This window comes from Sphingobium scionense (assembly GCF_014197035.1).
GTDB classification, from domain to species: Bacteria; Pseudomonadota; Alphaproteobacteria; order Sphingomonadales; family Sphingomonadaceae; genus Sphingobium; species Sphingobium scionense.
Genome location: NZ_JACIEU010000034.1, coordinates 1 through 16,096, shown reverse-complemented (window position 1 = coordinate 16,096; position 16,096 = coordinate 1). Strand labels below are relative to the sequence as shown.

Genomic DNA, 16,096 nt, shown 5'->3' with positions numbered 1-16,096 from the left:
CTTATCGGGCTCCGGAAGCAAGGGCCGCCTGCCATTCGCGCAGGAAGCGCTGGCGCGTGAGGCGGTCGAGATTGACGAGAAGCTGCGGGCCGACGCGGATCGATCGGGCCTGGGCAGCGGGCAGGCGGCGGCCGTTGATATCGGTCCGCACCGGCCAGAGGCTGTGTTGCGCGAGCAGCGATTGCCCTTCGCGCGAGAGGAGGAAGTCGAGGAACAGCTTGGCCGCGGCGGGGTGCCGCGCCTCGCGCGCGATGAAGGCGATGCGCGACATCACGATGGTATAATCTTCGGGAAAGACGACGCCGATGCGCGGGTCGCGGCGGGCGCGTTCCTGCGCGTAGGAGCCGATCACATTATAGGCGATCGAGAATTTGCCCTCGGCCACGCCGCGCAGCATCGGTTCGGTGGTGATGTGCAGTTGCGGCCGGGTCGCGGCCATTGCCTCGACCAGCGCGCCGGTGTCGCGGGTGATGGCATAATCCTGGGTCAGATAAAGATAGCCGGTGTTCGACCGGACCGGGTCGAAGGTCGCGACCTTGCCGGTCAGCGCCTTGCGATCCTTGCGCAGCATCGCTTCCAGGGCGGCATGGCTGCGCGGCGGATGGGGCATCGCCTTCTTGTTATAGGCATAGGCGATCGGCTCTGCGGTGACGCCAAAGCCCATATTCTTCCACACCGCATTGGCGGGCAGGGCGGGCTTTTCGGGGCTGGCATAGGCCTGGGCAAAGCCGTCATTGATGAGCTTGACCTGCTGGTCCATCGCCGACGACCAGACCAGGTCGGCGGACATCCGGCCGCCGCGCGCTTCGGTCGAGAAGCGGCGGAACATCTCGTTCGATCCGAGGTCGGAATAGCTGACGGTGACGCCGGGATAGCGACGCTGGAACGCCAGGATGACCGGGGCCATTTCCGACGTGTCGGCATTGGCATAGACGATGACCTGCCGTTCGGCACGGGCGTCGGCGATCAGATCGTCATAGGAGCGCGGGTAGCCGGTCGGCCTTTGCGCCACCGCTGTCGCGCTGGTGACGGACAGGCTTGCCAGCGCCGCCACTATCTGAATAACCCTTCGCATCGACCCTGCTCCTCACATGTTCCGTTCTTCTGTCGGATTAGGAGGGTCAGTTACGAAGCCAAGCTGTCATCAACCTTTCAGCATCGGGTGCCCTATTCGGATTTTGATGATCGAGGATGACGCCGCGCTGGCGCGCAGCATTGCAGCGCTGCTGCGGGCGGGCGGCCATGCGGTGGACCATGTCGCCACCGGCGAGGATGCGCTGGCGGTGGTCGGCGGCGAACCCTATGCGCTGGTGATACTGGACGTGGGCCTGCCCGATATCGACGGCTTCACCGTATTGGCGGAATTGCGCCGGCGCGGCGAGAAAGTGCCGGTGCTGATGCTGACCGCGCGCGATGCGCTGGACGACCGGGTGCGGGGGCTGGACCTGGGCGCCGACGACTATCTGCGCAAGCCGTTCGAGCCGCAGGAACTGGAGGCGCGGGTGCGGGCACTGGGCCGGCGCCGGGGCGGCGATCCGACGCCGGAAATCACTGTCGGGCCGCTGACCATCAATCGATCGACCGGTGCCGCCGATGTCGCCGGACGGGCGCTGGACCTGCGCCGGCGCGAACTGGCGGTGCTCGAGTCGCTGGCGACCAGGGCCGGGCAGGTGGTGCCGCGTGAATTGCTGATCGGCGAGGTGTTCGGCTTTGACGAGCCGGTCGGCAGCAACGCGATCGAGGTGCATGTGACCCGGCTGCGCGGCAAGCTGGCGCCCGACGGGCCGGGCATCCGCACGGTGCGCGGCGTGGGCTATATGCTCGATGCCCAATGAGGGACGGCCATCAGGCGAGGGGCGGGCCATTGCCCTGCGCACCCGCCTGCTGGCGGCGATGCTGGGGCCGATGCTGGGCGCGGCGGCGATCATCGGCGTGGGCGGCGCGACGCTGATTTCCGATGTGGTCCGGCGGACCAACGACCGGGTGCTGGGCGGCGCGCTGGGCGCGATCGCGGAAACCGTGCAGGTGGAACGGGGCGAGGTGACGCTGGACCTGCCGCCGGCCGCCTTTGGCATGCTGGAGAATAGCGAGCGGGACAATGTCTATTACCGGATCGCGGTGGGCGGCACGCTGCTGACCGGCTATGCCGATCTGCCCGCGCCCGACCCCCGGACCATGCCGGTCGACCAGCCGCGGTTCCGCTTCGCCCGTTATCGCGGGCAGGACATCCGCATCGGCGAGGTGAAGCGCAGCCTGCCGCGGATCGCCGACCCGGTGATCGTGCAGGTGGCCGAGACGCTGGATAATCGCCGGGCGCTGATGCACCGGCTGATGATCGCGCTGCTGATCGGCGAACTGACGCTGGTGGGGGTGGCGATCCTGTTGCTGCGCCCGGCGCTGGGCTGGAGCCTGCGGCCATTGCTGCGCCTGCGCCGCGCGGTCGAGGCGCGCGATGGCGGCGCGCGACCGGATTTCTCGGCACTCGAAGCGGGGCCGCTGCCGAGCGAATTGCGGCCATTGGCGCGGGCGTTCAACCGGTTGCTGCGTCAGCTGGATCAGGCCACAGGAGGCGTGCGCCGCTTCACCGCCGATGCCTCGCATCAGATGCGCACGCCGATTTCGGTGCTTAAGGTGCAGATCGAACTGGCCCGCCGCGGGTCGAGCGAGGCGTTCGACGAGATTGCCGATGCGGCGCAGCGACTGGAGCGACTGGTGACGCAGTTGCTGGCACTGGCGCGCGCCGAGGAGGCAGGGGCATCGCCGCCGCTGGAGACGGTGGACCTGAAGGAGGTCAGCGCCGTGGTGGTCAACCGGCTGATCAACCAGGCGATCCAGGCGCAGGTCGAACTCAATCTGGAGGCGTCGGCGGCGGAAAGCTATCGCGTCGAGGCGCATCGCACGCTGGTGTTCGAGATATTGGCCAATCTGGTCGACAATGGCATTCGCTACAATCGGCCCGGCGGCACGGTGACGATCGCGCTGGCGCAGGGCGAGGACGCGACCCTGATGACGGTCAGCGACGATGGCCCCGGCATTGCGGTGGAGCATCGCGACAAGGTGTTCGAACGCTTCTTCCGCGTTGGCGGCGCCAGCGCGCCGGACGGCACGGGGCTGGGCCTGGCCATCGTCCAGTCTGCGGCGTCGCGCATGGGCGCGCAGGTGGAGATTGTCGAGGGCGGCGCGGGCACGCATATCCGCGTGCGCTTTCCGCGACGGGGGGAGGATGGCGGGGTAGGTTTTGTGGCAGAAATGACTGTTTCTGGTCGTTAGCCGTCAAAACCCGGCAATGACGGGAACCGGTCGCTTGGTTCCGGGCGGCTTTTCCGCTCAGAAGCGGGCCGACTGTGACGGCGCGCGCCAGCGGGGCGGGAACAGGTTTGGGCCTTTTCTGCCTTTTGGCGCGAAGTGCCCGATCAGCCCAGCTTGGCGATGACCTCTTCGCCGATGCGGGCGGCGTTGTCGCACCATTGCGAACGGGTCTTGCCCTTGACCGTGACGCCGCAGGCGGTGACGCCCAGTTCCGCATAGGTTGCGATGCGGTCGACGATTTGCTGGTTGGAGAGATCCTCGCCCGGCTTGTTGACGCCACCCAGGATCACGTCGGGCAAAGCGGTGCGGCCGATCTGCGCCGCATAGTCGCGCATATAGGCGATGCCGGCCTGAAGATCGGCCTCATTCTCCATCGCGGCGGTGCGGGTGGTGGCGCTGTTGACGCCGCCGCCGGCGGTGAAGAACGGGTTCCAGCCGTCGGCGAGATCGACCACGCGGCGGATCGCGCGCTTGGCATTGCCGCCGACATAGAGGGGCAGGCCGGGCTTTTGCGGCGATCCTGGGATGATGCGGTTGCCGAACGCCTGATAGCCGCTGCCCTCGAACATGAACTCATCGCCGCTGGTGGCGGCCCGCAGCGCGCGCAGATATTCGTCCATCAGTTCGTTGCGCTGGTCGAAATCGACGCCAAGCGCGCGATATTCGCCCTTGAGATAGCCCGCGCCCACGCTGAGCGTCACACGGCCGCCGGCAAAGGCGTCGAGCGTGGTGATGTCGCGCGCGACGATGAAGGGATTGCGATAGGGCAGGACGAGGATGCCGGTCTGAAGCCGCAGCGTCGTGGTGTGGGCGGCCAGCAGGGCGAGCATGACGAAGGGCGACTGGGCATGATGCCCGCCCGTGTCGAGCCAGCGGCCGGTGGGCACCGGATGGTCGGTGACGAGACCGGCGTGGAAGCCGGCCTGCTCCACCGTGCGGCCGATTTCCGCGACTGCCGCCATCGTGCCGAATTCGTCCGGCAGGTCGGCATGGTCGAAGGGCAGGGGAACGTTGATCTTCATGCGTCGGACACTCCATGCGGTTCGACCAGCACCCATTGGCCGGCGGCGTTGCGGACCCAGCCGGACGAGGCCCAGCTGCCGCCGTCGACCGGCAATATGGTCCCGGTGATGTAGCTGCTCATCGGCGAGGCAAGGAAAAGGGCGGCCTGGCCGCATTCGCTGTCGATGCCGGGCCGTTGCAGCGGGATGCGGCGGGCGGTGGCATTGGCCATGGCGGGCGGCACGGGGAGCCATGTCGCTTCGTTCACCGGGCCGGGGGGATTGCCGCGCGTGCCCGGCGTCGTCGTGAAATCGGGCGCGATCGCGTTCACGCGGATGCCGTGATCGGCCAGTTCCAGCGCCATGGTCCGGGTGAAATTGTTCATCCCCGCCTTGCAGGCGGCATAGACGGCATAGCCCGGCGCGGCGCGCGATCCTTCGATGCTGGAGACGTTGATGATGGCGCCGCCGCGCCCGCCCGCGACGATGTGCGGCACGGCAGCCGAGGTGGCGGCGAGCATCGAGACGAGGTTGAGGTCGATATGGCGGCGCCAGCTATTCTGGCTCTGGTCGAGAAAGGCCTTCCGGCTGACGCCGCCGACATTGTTGACGAGGATGTCGATGCGGCCGAAGCGGGCCTGGGCGGCGTCCACCATTGCCGCGACCTGATCGGGCTGGGCCATGTCGGTCGGGATGGGGAGGCAGGCGCGGCCGCGTTCCGCGATCCGAGCGGCCACTTCCGCGCCACGTTCGGGGATGATGTCGGCAATGACGATGTCGGCGCCGGCGTCTGCCAGCGCGAGCGCGATGGCGCGGCCGATGCCCGCGCCGCCGCCGGTGACGATGGCGACCTGATCGGTGATGTGGCACTGGTCTGGCGCCATGGCGCGATCCTCTTCCCCTTTTGACCGTCAGTTCGCGGCCAAGGGGGAAGGCGAGTCAATCGCGTGCCCGGTCATATCGACCGGGCGATGACGCTTATTGGGCGGTCCAGCCGCCGTCGATCGAGAGATTGGCGCCGGTGATCTGGGCGGCGGCGTCGCTGCACAGGTAAAGGGCAGTGGCGGCGACCTGTTCGGCGGTGACGAACTGCTTGGTCGGCTGGCCGGCGAGCAGCACGTCGTTCATCACCTGCTCGCGGGTCATGTTCCGCGCCTTCATCGTGTCGGGAATCTGGTTTTCGACCAGCGGGGTCCAGACATAGCCGGGCGAGATGCAGTTGGCGGTGATGCCGAAGGTGGCGACTTCCAGCGCGACCGTCTTGGTGAAGCCGTTAAGACCATGCTTGGCGGTCACATAGGCGCTCTTGAAGGGCGAGGCGACCAGCGAGTGGGCCGAGGCGGTCTGGATGATCCGGCCCCACTTCTTTTCCTTCATGTAAGGAATGGCAAGGCGCGTGGTGTGGAAGGCGGCGTTGAGGTTGAGCGCGATGATGAGATCCCATTTGTCGAGCGGGAATTCCTCGACCGGGGCGACATGCTGCATGCCGGCATTGTTGATGAGGATGTCGACGCCGCCAAAGGCATCGGCCGCTTCCTGCATCATCGTCTCGATCTGGTCGACCTTGGTCAGGTCATGGCCGCTGTAGAGCGCTTTGGCGCCCGAGAGCGCTTCAAGGCCGAGCCGTTCCGTCTCGATTCCGTCCGCGTCGCCAAAGCCGTTGATCACGACATTGGCGCCTTCGCCGGCCAGCGCCTTGGCATAGGCAAGGCCGATGCCGGAAGTGGAACCGGTGATCAGGGCGGTCTTGCCAGCGAGGGACTTGCTCATGCCATTTTCTCCTTGAGATGATCCGGCGCATCGAGATCGAAGGTCGCGCTTTTGCCGTCGAGAATGTTGCGGGCGATGAGATCGCCCTTGTGCATCACATCTTCCACCGAATCCCGGCCCTGCGCCCAATGATCGAGCATCGTCGCGCGGGAAAATTCGAAATCCTTGGCGCCACTTTCCCAGGCGCGTGAGCGGTAGATGAGGTGGACGATATTGACCGATCCGCCGTCGAGCATGTCGCGCAGCTTCCGTGCTTCCGCGCCGTCCTGCAATTCAGGCGGCAATTTGTCGAGCAGCGCCTGGATCGCGCCATGCTCGCGGCGCAGCCGCAGATACTGGTCGGTCACCTGGCGGGTGCGGCTGCTATACTGGATATCCTTCATGCGCGAATAGACATCGGTCATCTGCCGGGGCATCGGCCCTTCGGCGGGGAAGAGATCGACCTGGAACACCAGCATGTCGTCGGTCTGGTGGTTGAGGACATGGGCGAGCGGGGTGTTGGAGACGATGCCGCCATCCCAATACCAGCGCCCATCGATCTCGACCGGGGGCAGGCCCGGTGGCAGCGCGCCCGAGGCCATGATGTGGCGCGCGTCGATGCGGGTGTTGCCGCCTGGACCGCGCGTGTCCCAATAGGCGAAATTGCCGCTTTCCACGTCCACCGCGCCGACCGACAGGCGGACCGGTCCGTCATTGAGCAGATCCCAGTCGACGCAGGCGTCGAGCGTGTCCTTGAGCGGCGCGCTGTCATAGAAGCTGATCGCGCCGGCCGACCCTTCGGGCATCAGCGTCGCGGGCCACAGGCGCGGGCGGAACATGCCCGGTACGCCGAGCGTCGCGACCGTGCCGGCGGCCATCAGATGGGCGGCTTCGCGGATATGATCGATTTCGGGCAGGATCATGTTGGGCATGCCGCCCGAAACGGTGAGCCAGAATTTCTTGAGCCGGCTGAGACGCCGGTGCGGCGGGTTGCCGGCGATGATCGCGGCATTGACCGCGCCGATCGAGATGCCCGCGACCCAACTGACGTCGACGCCCAGTTCGTCCAGTCGCTGATAGACGCCGGCCTGGAAGGAGCCGAGCGCGCCGCCCCCTTGCAACAGTAGCGCGACTTCGCGGGGGAGGGGGAGGGGGGTGGTGGCGCGGCGGCGCGGACGGGGTTCGGTATCGGCCATGTCGCAGTGCAATATAGTCTTTGGATGCGTCATTCCAACTTAATGTCTCGTAACAAAGTCCTTCCTGTCGATGGAACGTGCATCGCCAGCGGATGGTTTGCAGCCGACCGGTAATGCAGTAGGCACGGGAAGGCTAAGCGAGGGAGGCCAGGGTGCGGCTCGACGACGAACAGGAAAGCAGCAATTTCGAGGTGCAGGACGGACGCGGCGGCGGTTTCGGCGGCGGCGGGATGGGCGGTCTGGGATTGCTGCTGCCGCTGATCGGCAGTCGTTTCGGCTGTGGCGGCATCGTCGTGGTGCTGATTATTCTGGCGGTGATGGGCGTCAATCCGCTGAGCCTGTTGGGCGGCGGTGGCGGCGTGCAGCAGCAGGCGCCGCAAAGCGCGCCAGCGGGTAGCCAGGACGCCAGCAAGCTGACCGAGATCCAGCATTGGTCGTTGAAGGTGCTGGGATCGACCGAGCGGGTCTGGGGCCAGATCTTCAAGGAAGCCGGCCAGACCTATCAGCCGACGATCCTGTCCTTCTATGCGCAGAGCGGCACGTCGGGCTGTGGCGCGGCGCAGAGCGCGATGGGGCCGTTCTACTGCCCGAACGACCAGAAGGTCTATCTCGACACAGATTTCTTCACCGAATTGCGCGACCGCTTTGGCGCACCGGGCGATTTCGCCCAGGCCTATGTGATCGCGCATGAGGTCGGCCATCATGTCCAGGATCTGGAAGGCACGCTGGGCCAGGTGAACCAGCAGCAGCGCCGCGTCAGCGAGGGGCAGGGCAATGCGTTGCAGGTGAAGGTGGAGTTGCAGGCGGACTGCTATGCCGGGGTCTGGGCCAAGCGTACCGGCCTGATGGAAGCGGGCGATCTGGAAGAGGGGATGAAGGCGGCGCAGTCGATCGGCGACGATACGCTGCAGAAGTCGGCCGGGCGTCGTCCGGTGCCCGAAAGTTTCACCCATGGCACCAGCGAACAGCGGATGAGCTGGCTGCGCAAGGGGCTGGACAGCGGTGATCCGGCCCAGTGCGATACGTTCAAGGGGGCGCTGTAACGCCGGTTAGAGAGAATCGGGTGCCGGCTCGCTCTGTTCGGGCGAGACGGCGGGGTGCGCCGAGGATGTGTGGGCGAGGCCCATGCTGGGCTGGCCGGCGTCGGCCACCGGTTCTCCAGCGGGCGGTGCGACGAAGCTCTGCGGTGCGCTGGGGGCGACGGGCGGTGGTGTAACGGCCGCTGCTGCTGGGGCTATGTCGATCGCAGCCGGTGCCGCTACCGGCTGGGCAACCGGCTGGTGATGCGGCGCGAAATTCTGGAGCGCCAGGACGATCATCGGTGCGACCACCAGCGTGCCGCCGGCAAAGACCTTGTACATCATCGAGTGACCCGCATTCCCGACTAGAAAATGGAAAGAGATTCGGGCCTTAGCGGCAAAACATGAAAAAATGCCTGCGCTTTATCGGTTAATGCTGATCAAGTTTCGCCAGCAGTGCCAGCATATCGTCCGGCAGAGTATCGTGCGGCGCCGAAAAACTGGTCCGCAGCGCCTTGCCTACGCCTTCATAAGGCAGGGGCAGGCCGACATTGACGACGCGGGCGCCGCCGCCGTCCCGTCCTGATGCCGATCGGCCAAGAGGTTTGCGCTGCATTTCCATGAGAGACAGAACGGCCATCTGCGCCAAAAGTTTCTGGATTTCGTCGCATTCGGGCGCGATATCGCCGTCAACAAGGAGACGGAAGCGTGACGGACTGGATCGACCTGGAAGCGCGGATACGCGCGCATTCGCCATTTCTGGCGCGGCAAATGGACCGCTATCCGGCCGTCGTCGCGCTACTGGCGACGGGCGATTTCGACGCGGCGATGGCGGCGGCGCAGGCGCAGGGCGTGCCGGAGGATGGCGTCGCCAGGTCGCTGCGGCGGCGCCGTGGGGCGATCGCGCTGGTGACGGCGGCGGCGGACCTTGGTGGTGCCTGGGATATGGACCGCGTGACGCGCACCCTGTCCGACTTTGCCGATCAGGCGCTGGCGGAGGCGCTGGCTGCGACCTTTGCCGAACGCTATCCCGATGCGGAGCCGCAGGGCTTCGTCGTGCTGGCGCTGGGCAAGCATGGCAGCCGCGAACTGAATTACTCGTCCGATATCGACCCGATCCTGCTCTATGATCCCCAGACCCTGCCACATGGCGAGCGCGAGGATGTGGCGGACGCCGCGGTGCGGATCGGGCGGCGCGTCAGCGAAATCCTGAATGCGCGCGATGGCGACGGCTATGTCTTTCGCGTCGATCTGCGGCTGCGGCCTTCGCCGGAAGCCACGCCGATCGCGCTGCCGGTGGAAGCGGCGATCGGCTATTATGAATCGACCGCGATGGGCTGGGAGCAGGCCGCCTTCATCCGCGCCCGGCCCGCGGCGGGCGACAGGGCGCTGGGCGAGTATTTCCTGCGGCAGATCCGGCCGTTCGTCTGGCGGCGCAGCCTGGACTTTGGCGCGATCGATGCGATCACCGACATCAGCCGGCGCATCCGCGACCATTATGCGCAGGGGCAGGCGTTCGGGCCGGGCTATGACCTGAAGCGCGGGCGCGGCGGCATTCGCGAGGTGGAATTTTTCGCCCAGGTCCACCAGTTGATCCATGGCGGGCGCGACCCGTCATTGCGGTCGGGCCATACGCGCACGGCGCTGCGGGCACTGGCGGCGGCCGGCGTGATCGAGGCGGAAGTGGCCGTGCGGCTCGACGAAGCCTATGTCCTGTTCCGCACGATCGAGCATCGCTTGCAGATGGTCGAGGATCGCCAGACCCATGAACTGCCCAAGAACCCGGACTCGCTGGACAATGTTGCGCGCTTGCATGGCCTGACGGACGCGGCGGCGCTGCTCGACCTGCTGCGGCCTCATGTCGAGTGGGTGGGGGCCAATTATGACCGGCTGACCGCCGCGCCCGACGATGGCAGCCTGTCGCATGACGAGGATAAGCTGAAGGTGCAGCTCAAGGAAATGGGCTTTGCCGATGCCGACTGGGCGGCGGCCCGGGTCGCTCACTGGCGCGACGGCACGATCCGCTCGCTGCGCAGCGGGGCGTCGCGCGAGGCGCTGGAGCGGCTGTTGCCGGTGCTGATGCCAGCGCTCGCCACCGCGCCCGATCCGGGACGGGCGCTCAACCGGCTGGACGACATGATCGGCCGGCTGCCGAGTGCGATCAACTTCTTCAAGCTGCTGGGCGCGCGGCCGGGGCTGGTCGAATTGCTGGCCGAGATATTGAGCCATGCGCCGGCGCTCGCTGATGGGCTGAGCCGCCGGGTCGAGCTGCTCGAAGGGCTGATCGATGCGTCGGCCTTCGACCCCGTGCCGCCAGTAGATGTCCTGGCGCAGCAATTTGCCGCGCTGGAGGCGGGCGAGGATTATCAGGCGCTGCTCGACCGGGTGCGGCAGCGGGTGAATGATCGCCGCTTCGCGCTGGGCGTGCAGATCGTGCGGGGGGGCGATCCGCTGGAGGCCGGGCGCGGCTATGGCCGGGTGGCGGAAGCGGCGATCGAGGCGCTGGCGGGCGCCACCGTCGCCGAGTTCGAGAGTGTGCATGGCAGGGTGCCGGGCGGCGAGATGGTGATCCTGGCGCTGGGGCGGATGGGCGGCGGGGTGCTGACCCATGCGTCGGACCTGGACCTGGTCTATCTGTTTACCGGCGATTTCCTGGCGGAATCGGATGGCGCGCGGCCGCTGGGCGCGACCCAATATTTCAACCGCCTGGGCCAGCGCATCACCAATGCGCTGTCGGTGTCGACGGCGGCGGGGCCGCTTTATGAGGTGGATACGCGGCTGCGGCCATCGGGTGCGCAAGGGCTGCTGGCGGTCAGCCTGGACAGTTTTGCCAGATATCAGCGCGAAGAAGCCTGGACCTGGGAGCATCTGGCGCTGACGCGGGCGCGGCCGGTGTTCGGATCGCCGCAGGCGCGGGCGGCGCTGGAGGCGATCCTGACCGAGACGCTGCAACGGCCGCGCGATTTTAACGAACTGGCGCGGCAGGCGGTGAAGATGCGGGGCGACATTGCGCGGCACAAGCCGCCGGCAAGCGAGCTGGACGTCAAGCTGGTGCCCGGCGGGCTGGTCGACATCGAGTTCCTGATCCACATCAGCCAGTTCCATTATCGCATGGGGTTCGACCCGGATCTGGGCAAGGCGCTGGCCGAACTGGTGGCGGCCGGCCATCTTCCCGCCGAGCTGATTCCGGCGCAGGAACTGATCACCCGCTTTTTGATCGTGTCGCGGCTGGTGTCGCCCAAATCGACCGAGCCGCCGGAGGCGACCCGGCCGCTGGTCGCACGCGCCTGTGGCGCGGCCGATTGGGACGCGCTGCTTGAAAGCTATGCCAAGGCCCGGCAAAGCGTCGGCGACGCATGGCGCGCGCTGGCCGCGCCCTATCAGGAGGATCAAGATGCTTGAACAGGGAGCGATGCTGCCCGACGTGGCGCTGAAGGATGCGGACGGCGCGGACTTCAGCCTGGCGCGCTATCGCGGCAAGCCGGTGGTGGTCTATTTCTATCCCAAGGCGGATACGCCCGGCTGCACCAGCGAGGCGAAGGATTTCACCGAACTGGCGAGTGAATTCGCGGCGCTGGGCGTGGCGGTGGTTGGTGTGTCGAAGGACAAGCCGGCCAAGTTGCAGAAGTTCGGCGACAAATATGGGCTGGCGGTGACGCTGGCTTCGGACGAGCCGGGCACGGCCTGCGAGGCGTTTGGCACCTGGGTCGAGAAGTCGCTTTATGGCCGCCAATATATGGGGATCGCGCGGGCGACTTTCCTGGCGGACGGCGACGGCAGGATCGTGCGGGTCTGGCCCAAGGTGAAGGTCAAGGGCCATGCCGCTGAGGTGCTGGAGGCAGCGAAGGCGCTTTGACCCTGCCACCTGTTCTCGATTCCGTGGGCGCGGGGTGCGCCCATGTACTGACCATTGCTGACCCGACCAGCAAGCTGATGGCGGCGCGGGCGGTGGCGCGGGCCTGGCGGCTGGGGCGGCTGGCGCATCGGTTCGACATAGCGATGCCCGACCGGCCGGCGCGGCCCGATGCGCCCGAACTGCTGCCGCCGGGGCAAATGCCCAAGCGCAGCAAGATGGGCACGGATCGCGGGCGGATCGCGATGCTGCATGCGCTGGCGCATATCGAGTTTGTCGCGATCGACCTGGCGTTCGACCTGGTCGGGCGCTTTGGCGGCGAATTTCCGGCGGGCTTCACCGACGAATGGATGCGGGTCGGCGCGGACGAGGCCATGCATTTCGCGCTGCTCGACCGGCGGTTGCGGCAATTGGGCAGCCATTATGGCGCGCTGCCCGCGCATGACGGGCTGTGGCAGGCGGCGAGCGAGACGGCGGGCGATGCGCTCGCCCGGCTGGCGGTGGTGCCGATGGTGCTGGAGGCCCGTGCGCTGGATATCACGCCGTCCACGATCGCGCGGTTCGAGGGGGTGGGCGACCATATATCCGCAAAGATGTTGCAGCGGATTATGACGGATGAGATTCGCCATGTGTCGGCCGGGACGACATGGTTCAGCCAGGCGACGAACCGATTGGGGCTAGACCCCGTCAAACATTACCAAATCCTTGTGAAACGCCATTTTCGGGGGAGCGTTAAGCCACCGTTCAACGACTCGGCGCGTCGACAGGCCGGTTTGACGCGCGATTTCTACGACGCGCTTGCAAGCTGAGCGGCGATTTGCAGTCTGCATCCAGCGGGGGCGATCTAGGTCGCCATTTTATTGAACATGGGGAACCCACGAGAGGCAAAAGCCTTCGCGGGCATAAGTCGGGGTCGGCATGTTGATTCTTCGTACTGTGAATGCGCTGGGTGCGCGTTGGTTCCAATCGGCCAGCAAGACGGCCAAGATTTTCGGGATGGTCGGCATGGTTGGCGTGATGTGCGCCGCAGCCCCGGCCAACGCCAAGGATGAAGATGATCCTTATGGCGATTCTTCCGAAATCAACACCAGCGCGCTCGGCCCGGCCGATGTCGGCTTCTCCAACATCTTTTCCAGCCTGCAGCGCATGGACGGCAACGCCAAGACCGCAGCCTATATTCCCTCGGGCCGCCCGGTCGAAAAGCTGTCGCTGACCTCGAACTTCGGCGTGCGTTCCGACCCGTTCAACCGCAGCGCCCGCATGCACAAGGGCATCGATATTCCCGGCCCGATCGGCACCCCGATCCACGCCACCGCCGACGGCATCATCAGTCGCGCCGGCTGGGCCAGCGGCTATGGCAACCTGGTCCAGATCTCGCATGGCAATGGCATGGAAACCCGCTACGGCCATATGTCGAAGCTGTTGGTTGCGCCCAACAGCTATGTCCATCGTGGCCAGGTGATCGGCCTGATGGGATCCACCGGCCGTTCGACCGGCAGCCACCTCCATTATGAAGTCCGCGTCGATGGCGCGGCGATCAACCCGCTCCCCTTCGTCGCCGGTCCCGACTATCTGATCGCGATGAACACCAAGCCGCCGATCGCCATGGGCGGTCCGACCAAGGCGGAGGAAAAGGCCGCCGACTGATCGGCCTTTCGCACGCAAGTTTCCAAAGCCCCGGCACCCATGGGTTGCCGGGGCTTTTGCTTGACCCTATCTAGGCATCATGGCCGATATCGATCTCACCCCTTCCGCCGCCGCCCGTGTCGCGGCGATCGCCGCCAAGCAGGGCAAGCCCGCCATATTGCGGCTGGCCGTCGAAGGCGGCGGCTGTTCGGGCTTCCAATATCGCTTTGGCCTGGCCGAGCAGGTGGAGGCCGAGGATATGGCGGTGGAGCGCGATGGCGTGACGCTGGTGGTGGACGATGTCAGCCTGGACCTGGTGCGCGGTTCTGCCGTGGACTTTGTGTCGGACCTGGGCGGCGCGGCGTTCAAGGTGACCAATCCCAACGCGACCGCCGGTTGCGGCTGTGGCACCAGCTTCTCGGTCTGATCGGCGCATTGGCTTGTAGACGCAGCCCACTTCTCTAAAGGGAAGTGGACAGCGAAAGAGACAGGTCCATCATGCGTATCGCCACCTTCAATATCAACGGCATCAAGGCGCGGCTGCCGCGCCTGCTGGAATGGCTGGACGAGACCCGGCCCGACATTGCCTGCCTGCAGGAGATCAAGACGTCCGACGAGACCTTCCCGGTCAAGGATATCGAGGATGCCGGCTATGGCGTGATCTGGCACGGGCAGAAGGGCTTCAACGGCGTCGCCATCCTGGCGCGCGGCGACCAGCCGGTGGAGGTGCGCCGGGGCCTGGAGGGCGAGCCGGAGGACGAGCAGAGCCGCTATCTGGAAGCCGATGTGAAGGGGGTGCGGGTCGCCAGCATCTACCTGCCCAACGGCAATCCGCAGCCGGGGCCGAAGTTCGATTACAAGCTGCGCTGGATGAAGCGGCTGCGCGAACGGGCGGCGGAAATCTGGGCGGAGGAAGTGCCCGCGATCCTGGCCGGCGACTATAATGTCATCCCGCGCGACGTGGATATCTATTCGCCCAAGGCGATGGCGGACGATGCGCTGATGCAGCCCGAAAGCCGGGAGGCCTATCGCCGGCTGCTGGGCGATGGCTGGACCGATTCGATCCTGACCCGCCATCCCGCCGGCGGCGTGTGGACCTATTGGGACTATCAGGCCGGCGCCTGGCCGCGCGACGCGGGCTTCCGCATCGACCATCTGCTGCTGAGCCCGGCGGCGGCGGACCGGCTGGTCGATGCCCAGGTCGACAAGGCATTTCGTGGCCGGGAAAAGGCGAGCGATCATGCGCCGACCTGGGTCGAGTTGCGTGATGTCTGAATTTAATCCGGATATTATTGACTCTATTATATCCGGGTAATAAATGCCGTGCCGAAGGAGATTCGGCATGGACCGCACATTGACGGCCTTTTCGGGCGACTATTGGATCGCGACCGGCGATGAGGATGAGGTGCGCGCGGCGCTGCGCGCCATGGGGGATGACGCCCAGAATATCCTGTTGTTCGACGATCGCACCGGGCGGCAGGTGGATATCGACTGGCAGGCCGATGCGGCGGCGCGCGCCGGGCCACGGGGGCGTGGGCGACCCAAGATGGGGGTGCAGGCGCGCGAGATCACCCTGCTGCCGCGTCATTGGGACTGGCTGGCGGCGCAGCCGCGCGGCGCTTCCGCCACGCTGCGGCAGTTGGTCGAGGAAGCGGTGAAGGTGAGCGCGGACAAGGTATCGCCCCGCGCGGCGATGGACGCGGCCTATCATTTCCTGACCGCGATGGCGGGCGACCGGCCCGGCTATGAAGCGGCGATCCGTGCGCTTTATGCCGGGGACAGGGCGGCGTTCGAGGCGGCGGCGGAAGGCTGGCCGGGCGCGATCCGGACGCATGGGCTGGCGCTGGCGGAGCCGGCCTTTTCCGCTTAGCTTCTGCGTCGCAAGGATCGGAGAGGCTGGATGACGGACGATTTTCTCCAGGGCACGGTGCATGAGGCGGCCGATGACATGCAGGCGGCGATCCGGGCCGATGCCGGCATCTTCGCGCTGTGGCAGGGGCTGACGCCGCTTGGCCGCAACGAGTTCATCTGCTGGGTCGAGGATGCCAAGCAGACCGCGACCCGCGCGCGGCGCATTGCACGCACTGTCGAGGAATTGCAGGAGGGCAAGAAGCGGCCCTGCTGCTGGGCCGGCTGCATCCACCGCACTGACAAGGCGCCGAGCCGCTGGCAACAGGCGGTGCTGATCGAGGGGAAGGGGAAGCGGGGCTAGGCCGGCGTGGACAGATTCAACGCTCGTCGACGGGCCGGGATGGGTGGCTTCCTGCCATTCCCCTCCCGTAAACGGGAGGGGCAGCGAGACTTAGGCGCGCAGCGCGTTAGTCGCAGCGGGGTGGGCTTGTG

18 protein-coding genes are annotated in these 16,096 nt (G+C 66.5%); 11 read left to right on the top strand and 7 right to left on the bottom strand.

The window, feature by feature from the left end:
* Position 1: 1 nt before the first annotated feature.
* Entirely contained in the window at positions 2–1,075 is a 1,074-nt protein-coding gene (locus GGQ90_RS25025) for an ABC transporter substrate-binding protein (protein WP_188084276.1), read from the bottom strand.
* Between the two features lie 106 nt (positions 1,076–1,181).
* Here GGQ90_RS25025 and GGQ90_RS25020 point away from each other — a divergent pair, with 106 nt between their 5' ends.
* Both GGQ90_RS25020 and GGQ90_RS25015 read left to right on the top strand, forming a co-directional pair.
* A complete protein-coding gene (locus GGQ90_RS25020) occupies positions 1,182–1,835 on the top strand; it encodes a response regulator (RefSeq protein ID WP_004208051.1) in 654 nt (217 codons plus the stop codon).
* A complete protein-coding gene (locus tag GGQ90_RS25015; RefSeq protein WP_188084275.1) occupies positions 1,825–3,270 on the top strand; it encodes a sensor histidine kinase in 1,446 nt (481 codons plus the stop codon). The genes GGQ90_RS25020 and GGQ90_RS25015 overlap by 11 nt, the downstream gene beginning before the upstream one ends.
* A 143-nt stretch (positions 3,271–3,413) precedes the next feature.
* Here the strand turns inward: GGQ90_RS25015 and GGQ90_RS25010 are convergent, their stop codons facing one another.
* From GGQ90_RS25010 to GGQ90_RS24995, 4 genes are all read right to left on the bottom strand, one after another.
* Positions 3,414–4,331: an LLM class F420-dependent oxidoreductase gene (locus GGQ90_RS25010; protein ID WP_188084274.1), complete on the bottom strand. Its 918-nt coding sequence runs from the start codon at positions 4,329–4,331 to the stop codon at positions 3,414–3,416.
* Positions 4,328–5,194 (bottom strand): SDR family NAD(P)-dependent oxidoreductase, encoded by an 867-nt coding sequence (locus GGQ90_RS25005; RefSeq protein ID WP_188084273.1) that lies wholly within the window; start codon positions 5,192–5,194, stop codon positions 4,328–4,330. Before GGQ90_RS25005 ends, GGQ90_RS25010 begins: the two co-directional genes overlap by 4 nt.
* Before the next feature lie 94 nt (positions 5,195–5,288).
* Positions 5,289–6,080, bottom strand: a complete 792-nt coding sequence (locus GGQ90_RS25000) for a 3-hydroxybutyrate dehydrogenase (RefSeq protein WP_188084272.1) — start codon at positions 6,078–6,080, stop codon at positions 5,289–5,291.
* Positions 6,077–7,255 carry a DUF3734 domain-containing protein gene (locus GGQ90_RS24995; RefSeq protein ID WP_188084271.1) on the bottom strand — a complete coding sequence of 393 codons (1,179 nt, stop codon included), beginning with the start codon at positions 7,253–7,255 and terminating at the stop codon, positions 6,077–6,079. Before GGQ90_RS24995 ends, GGQ90_RS25000 begins: the two co-directional genes overlap by 4 nt.
* A 152-nt stretch (positions 7,256–7,407) precedes the next feature.
* Here GGQ90_RS24995 and ypfJ point away from each other — a divergent pair, with 152 nt between their 5' ends.
* Positions 7,408–8,298, top strand: coding sequence for a KPN_02809 family neutral zinc metallopeptidase (gene ypfJ, locus GGQ90_RS24990; RefSeq protein WP_188084270.1), 891 nt, complete (start codon positions 7,408–7,410; stop codon positions 8,296–8,298).
* A 6-nt stretch (positions 8,299–8,304) separates the two neighbouring features.
* Here the strand turns inward: ypfJ and GGQ90_RS24985 are convergent, their stop codons facing one another.
* Positions 8,305–8,619 (bottom strand): hypothetical protein, encoded by a 315-nt coding sequence (locus GGQ90_RS24985; protein WP_246428436.1) that lies wholly within the window; start codon positions 8,617–8,619, stop codon positions 8,305–8,307.
* A gap of 85 nt (positions 8,620–8,704) precedes the next feature.
* Positions 8,705–9,031 carry a hypothetical protein gene (locus GGQ90_RS29490; protein ID WP_246428435.1) on the bottom strand — a complete coding sequence of 109 codons (327 nt, stop codon included), beginning with the start codon at positions 9,029–9,031 and terminating at the stop codon, positions 8,705–8,707.
* Here GGQ90_RS29490 and GGQ90_RS24975 point away from each other — a divergent pair.
* The 8 genes from GGQ90_RS24975 to GGQ90_RS24940 all read left to right on the top strand — a co-directional run bounded on the left by GGQ90_RS24975 (position 8,983) and on the right by GGQ90_RS24940 (position 15,965).
* Positions 8,983–11,676 (top strand): bifunctional [glutamine synthetase] adenylyltransferase/[glutamine synthetase]-adenylyl-L-tyrosine phosphorylase, encoded by a 2,694-nt coding sequence (locus tag GGQ90_RS24975; protein WP_188084269.1) that lies wholly within the window; start codon positions 8,983–8,985, stop codon positions 11,674–11,676. The two genes, GGQ90_RS29490 and GGQ90_RS24975, sit on opposite strands and share 49 nt — an antisense overlap.
* Positions 11,669–12,130 (top strand): thioredoxin-dependent thiol peroxidase, encoded by a 462-nt coding sequence (gene bcp, locus GGQ90_RS24970; RefSeq protein ID WP_188084268.1) that lies wholly within the window; start codon positions 11,669–11,671, stop codon positions 12,128–12,130. The genes GGQ90_RS24975 and bcp overlap by 8 nt, the downstream gene beginning before the upstream one ends.
* Positions 12,127–12,936, top strand: a complete 810-nt coding sequence (locus GGQ90_RS24965) for a ferritin-like domain-containing protein (protein ID WP_188084267.1) — start codon at positions 12,127–12,129, stop codon at positions 12,934–12,936. The genes bcp and GGQ90_RS24965 overlap by 4 nt, the downstream gene beginning before the upstream one ends.
* Positions 12,937–13,045: 109 nt before the next feature.
* A complete protein-coding gene (locus tag GGQ90_RS24960) occupies positions 13,046–13,774 on the top strand; it encodes a M23 family metallopeptidase (RefSeq protein WP_188084266.1) in 729 nt (242 codons plus the stop codon).
* Between the two features lie 79 nt (positions 13,775–13,853).
* Positions 13,854–14,180, top strand: a complete 327-nt coding sequence (erpA, locus tag GGQ90_RS24955; RefSeq protein ID WP_188084265.1) for an iron-sulfur cluster insertion protein ErpA — start codon at positions 13,854–13,856, stop codon at positions 14,178–14,180.
* 71 nt (positions 14,181–14,251) lie between these two features.
* Positions 14,252–15,028 (top strand): exodeoxyribonuclease III, encoded by a 777-nt coding sequence (gene xth / locus GGQ90_RS24950; protein WP_188084264.1) that lies wholly within the window; start codon positions 14,252–14,254, stop codon positions 15,026–15,028.
* 67 nt (positions 15,029–15,095) lie between these two features.
* On the top strand, positions 15,096–15,623 hold the full coding sequence (locus tag GGQ90_RS24945; RefSeq protein ID WP_188084263.1) for a DUF2239 family protein: 528 nt from the start codon (positions 15,096–15,098) through the stop codon (positions 15,621–15,623).
* 30 nt (positions 15,624–15,653) lie between these two features.
* The gene (locus GGQ90_RS24940) at positions 15,654–15,965 is read left to right on the top strand and encodes a YdeI/OmpD-associated family protein (RefSeq protein ID WP_188084262.1); all 312 of its coding nucleotides are present in this window, start codon (positions 15,654–15,656) and stop codon (positions 15,963–15,965) included.
* Positions 15,966–16,096 lie beyond the last annotated feature (131 nt).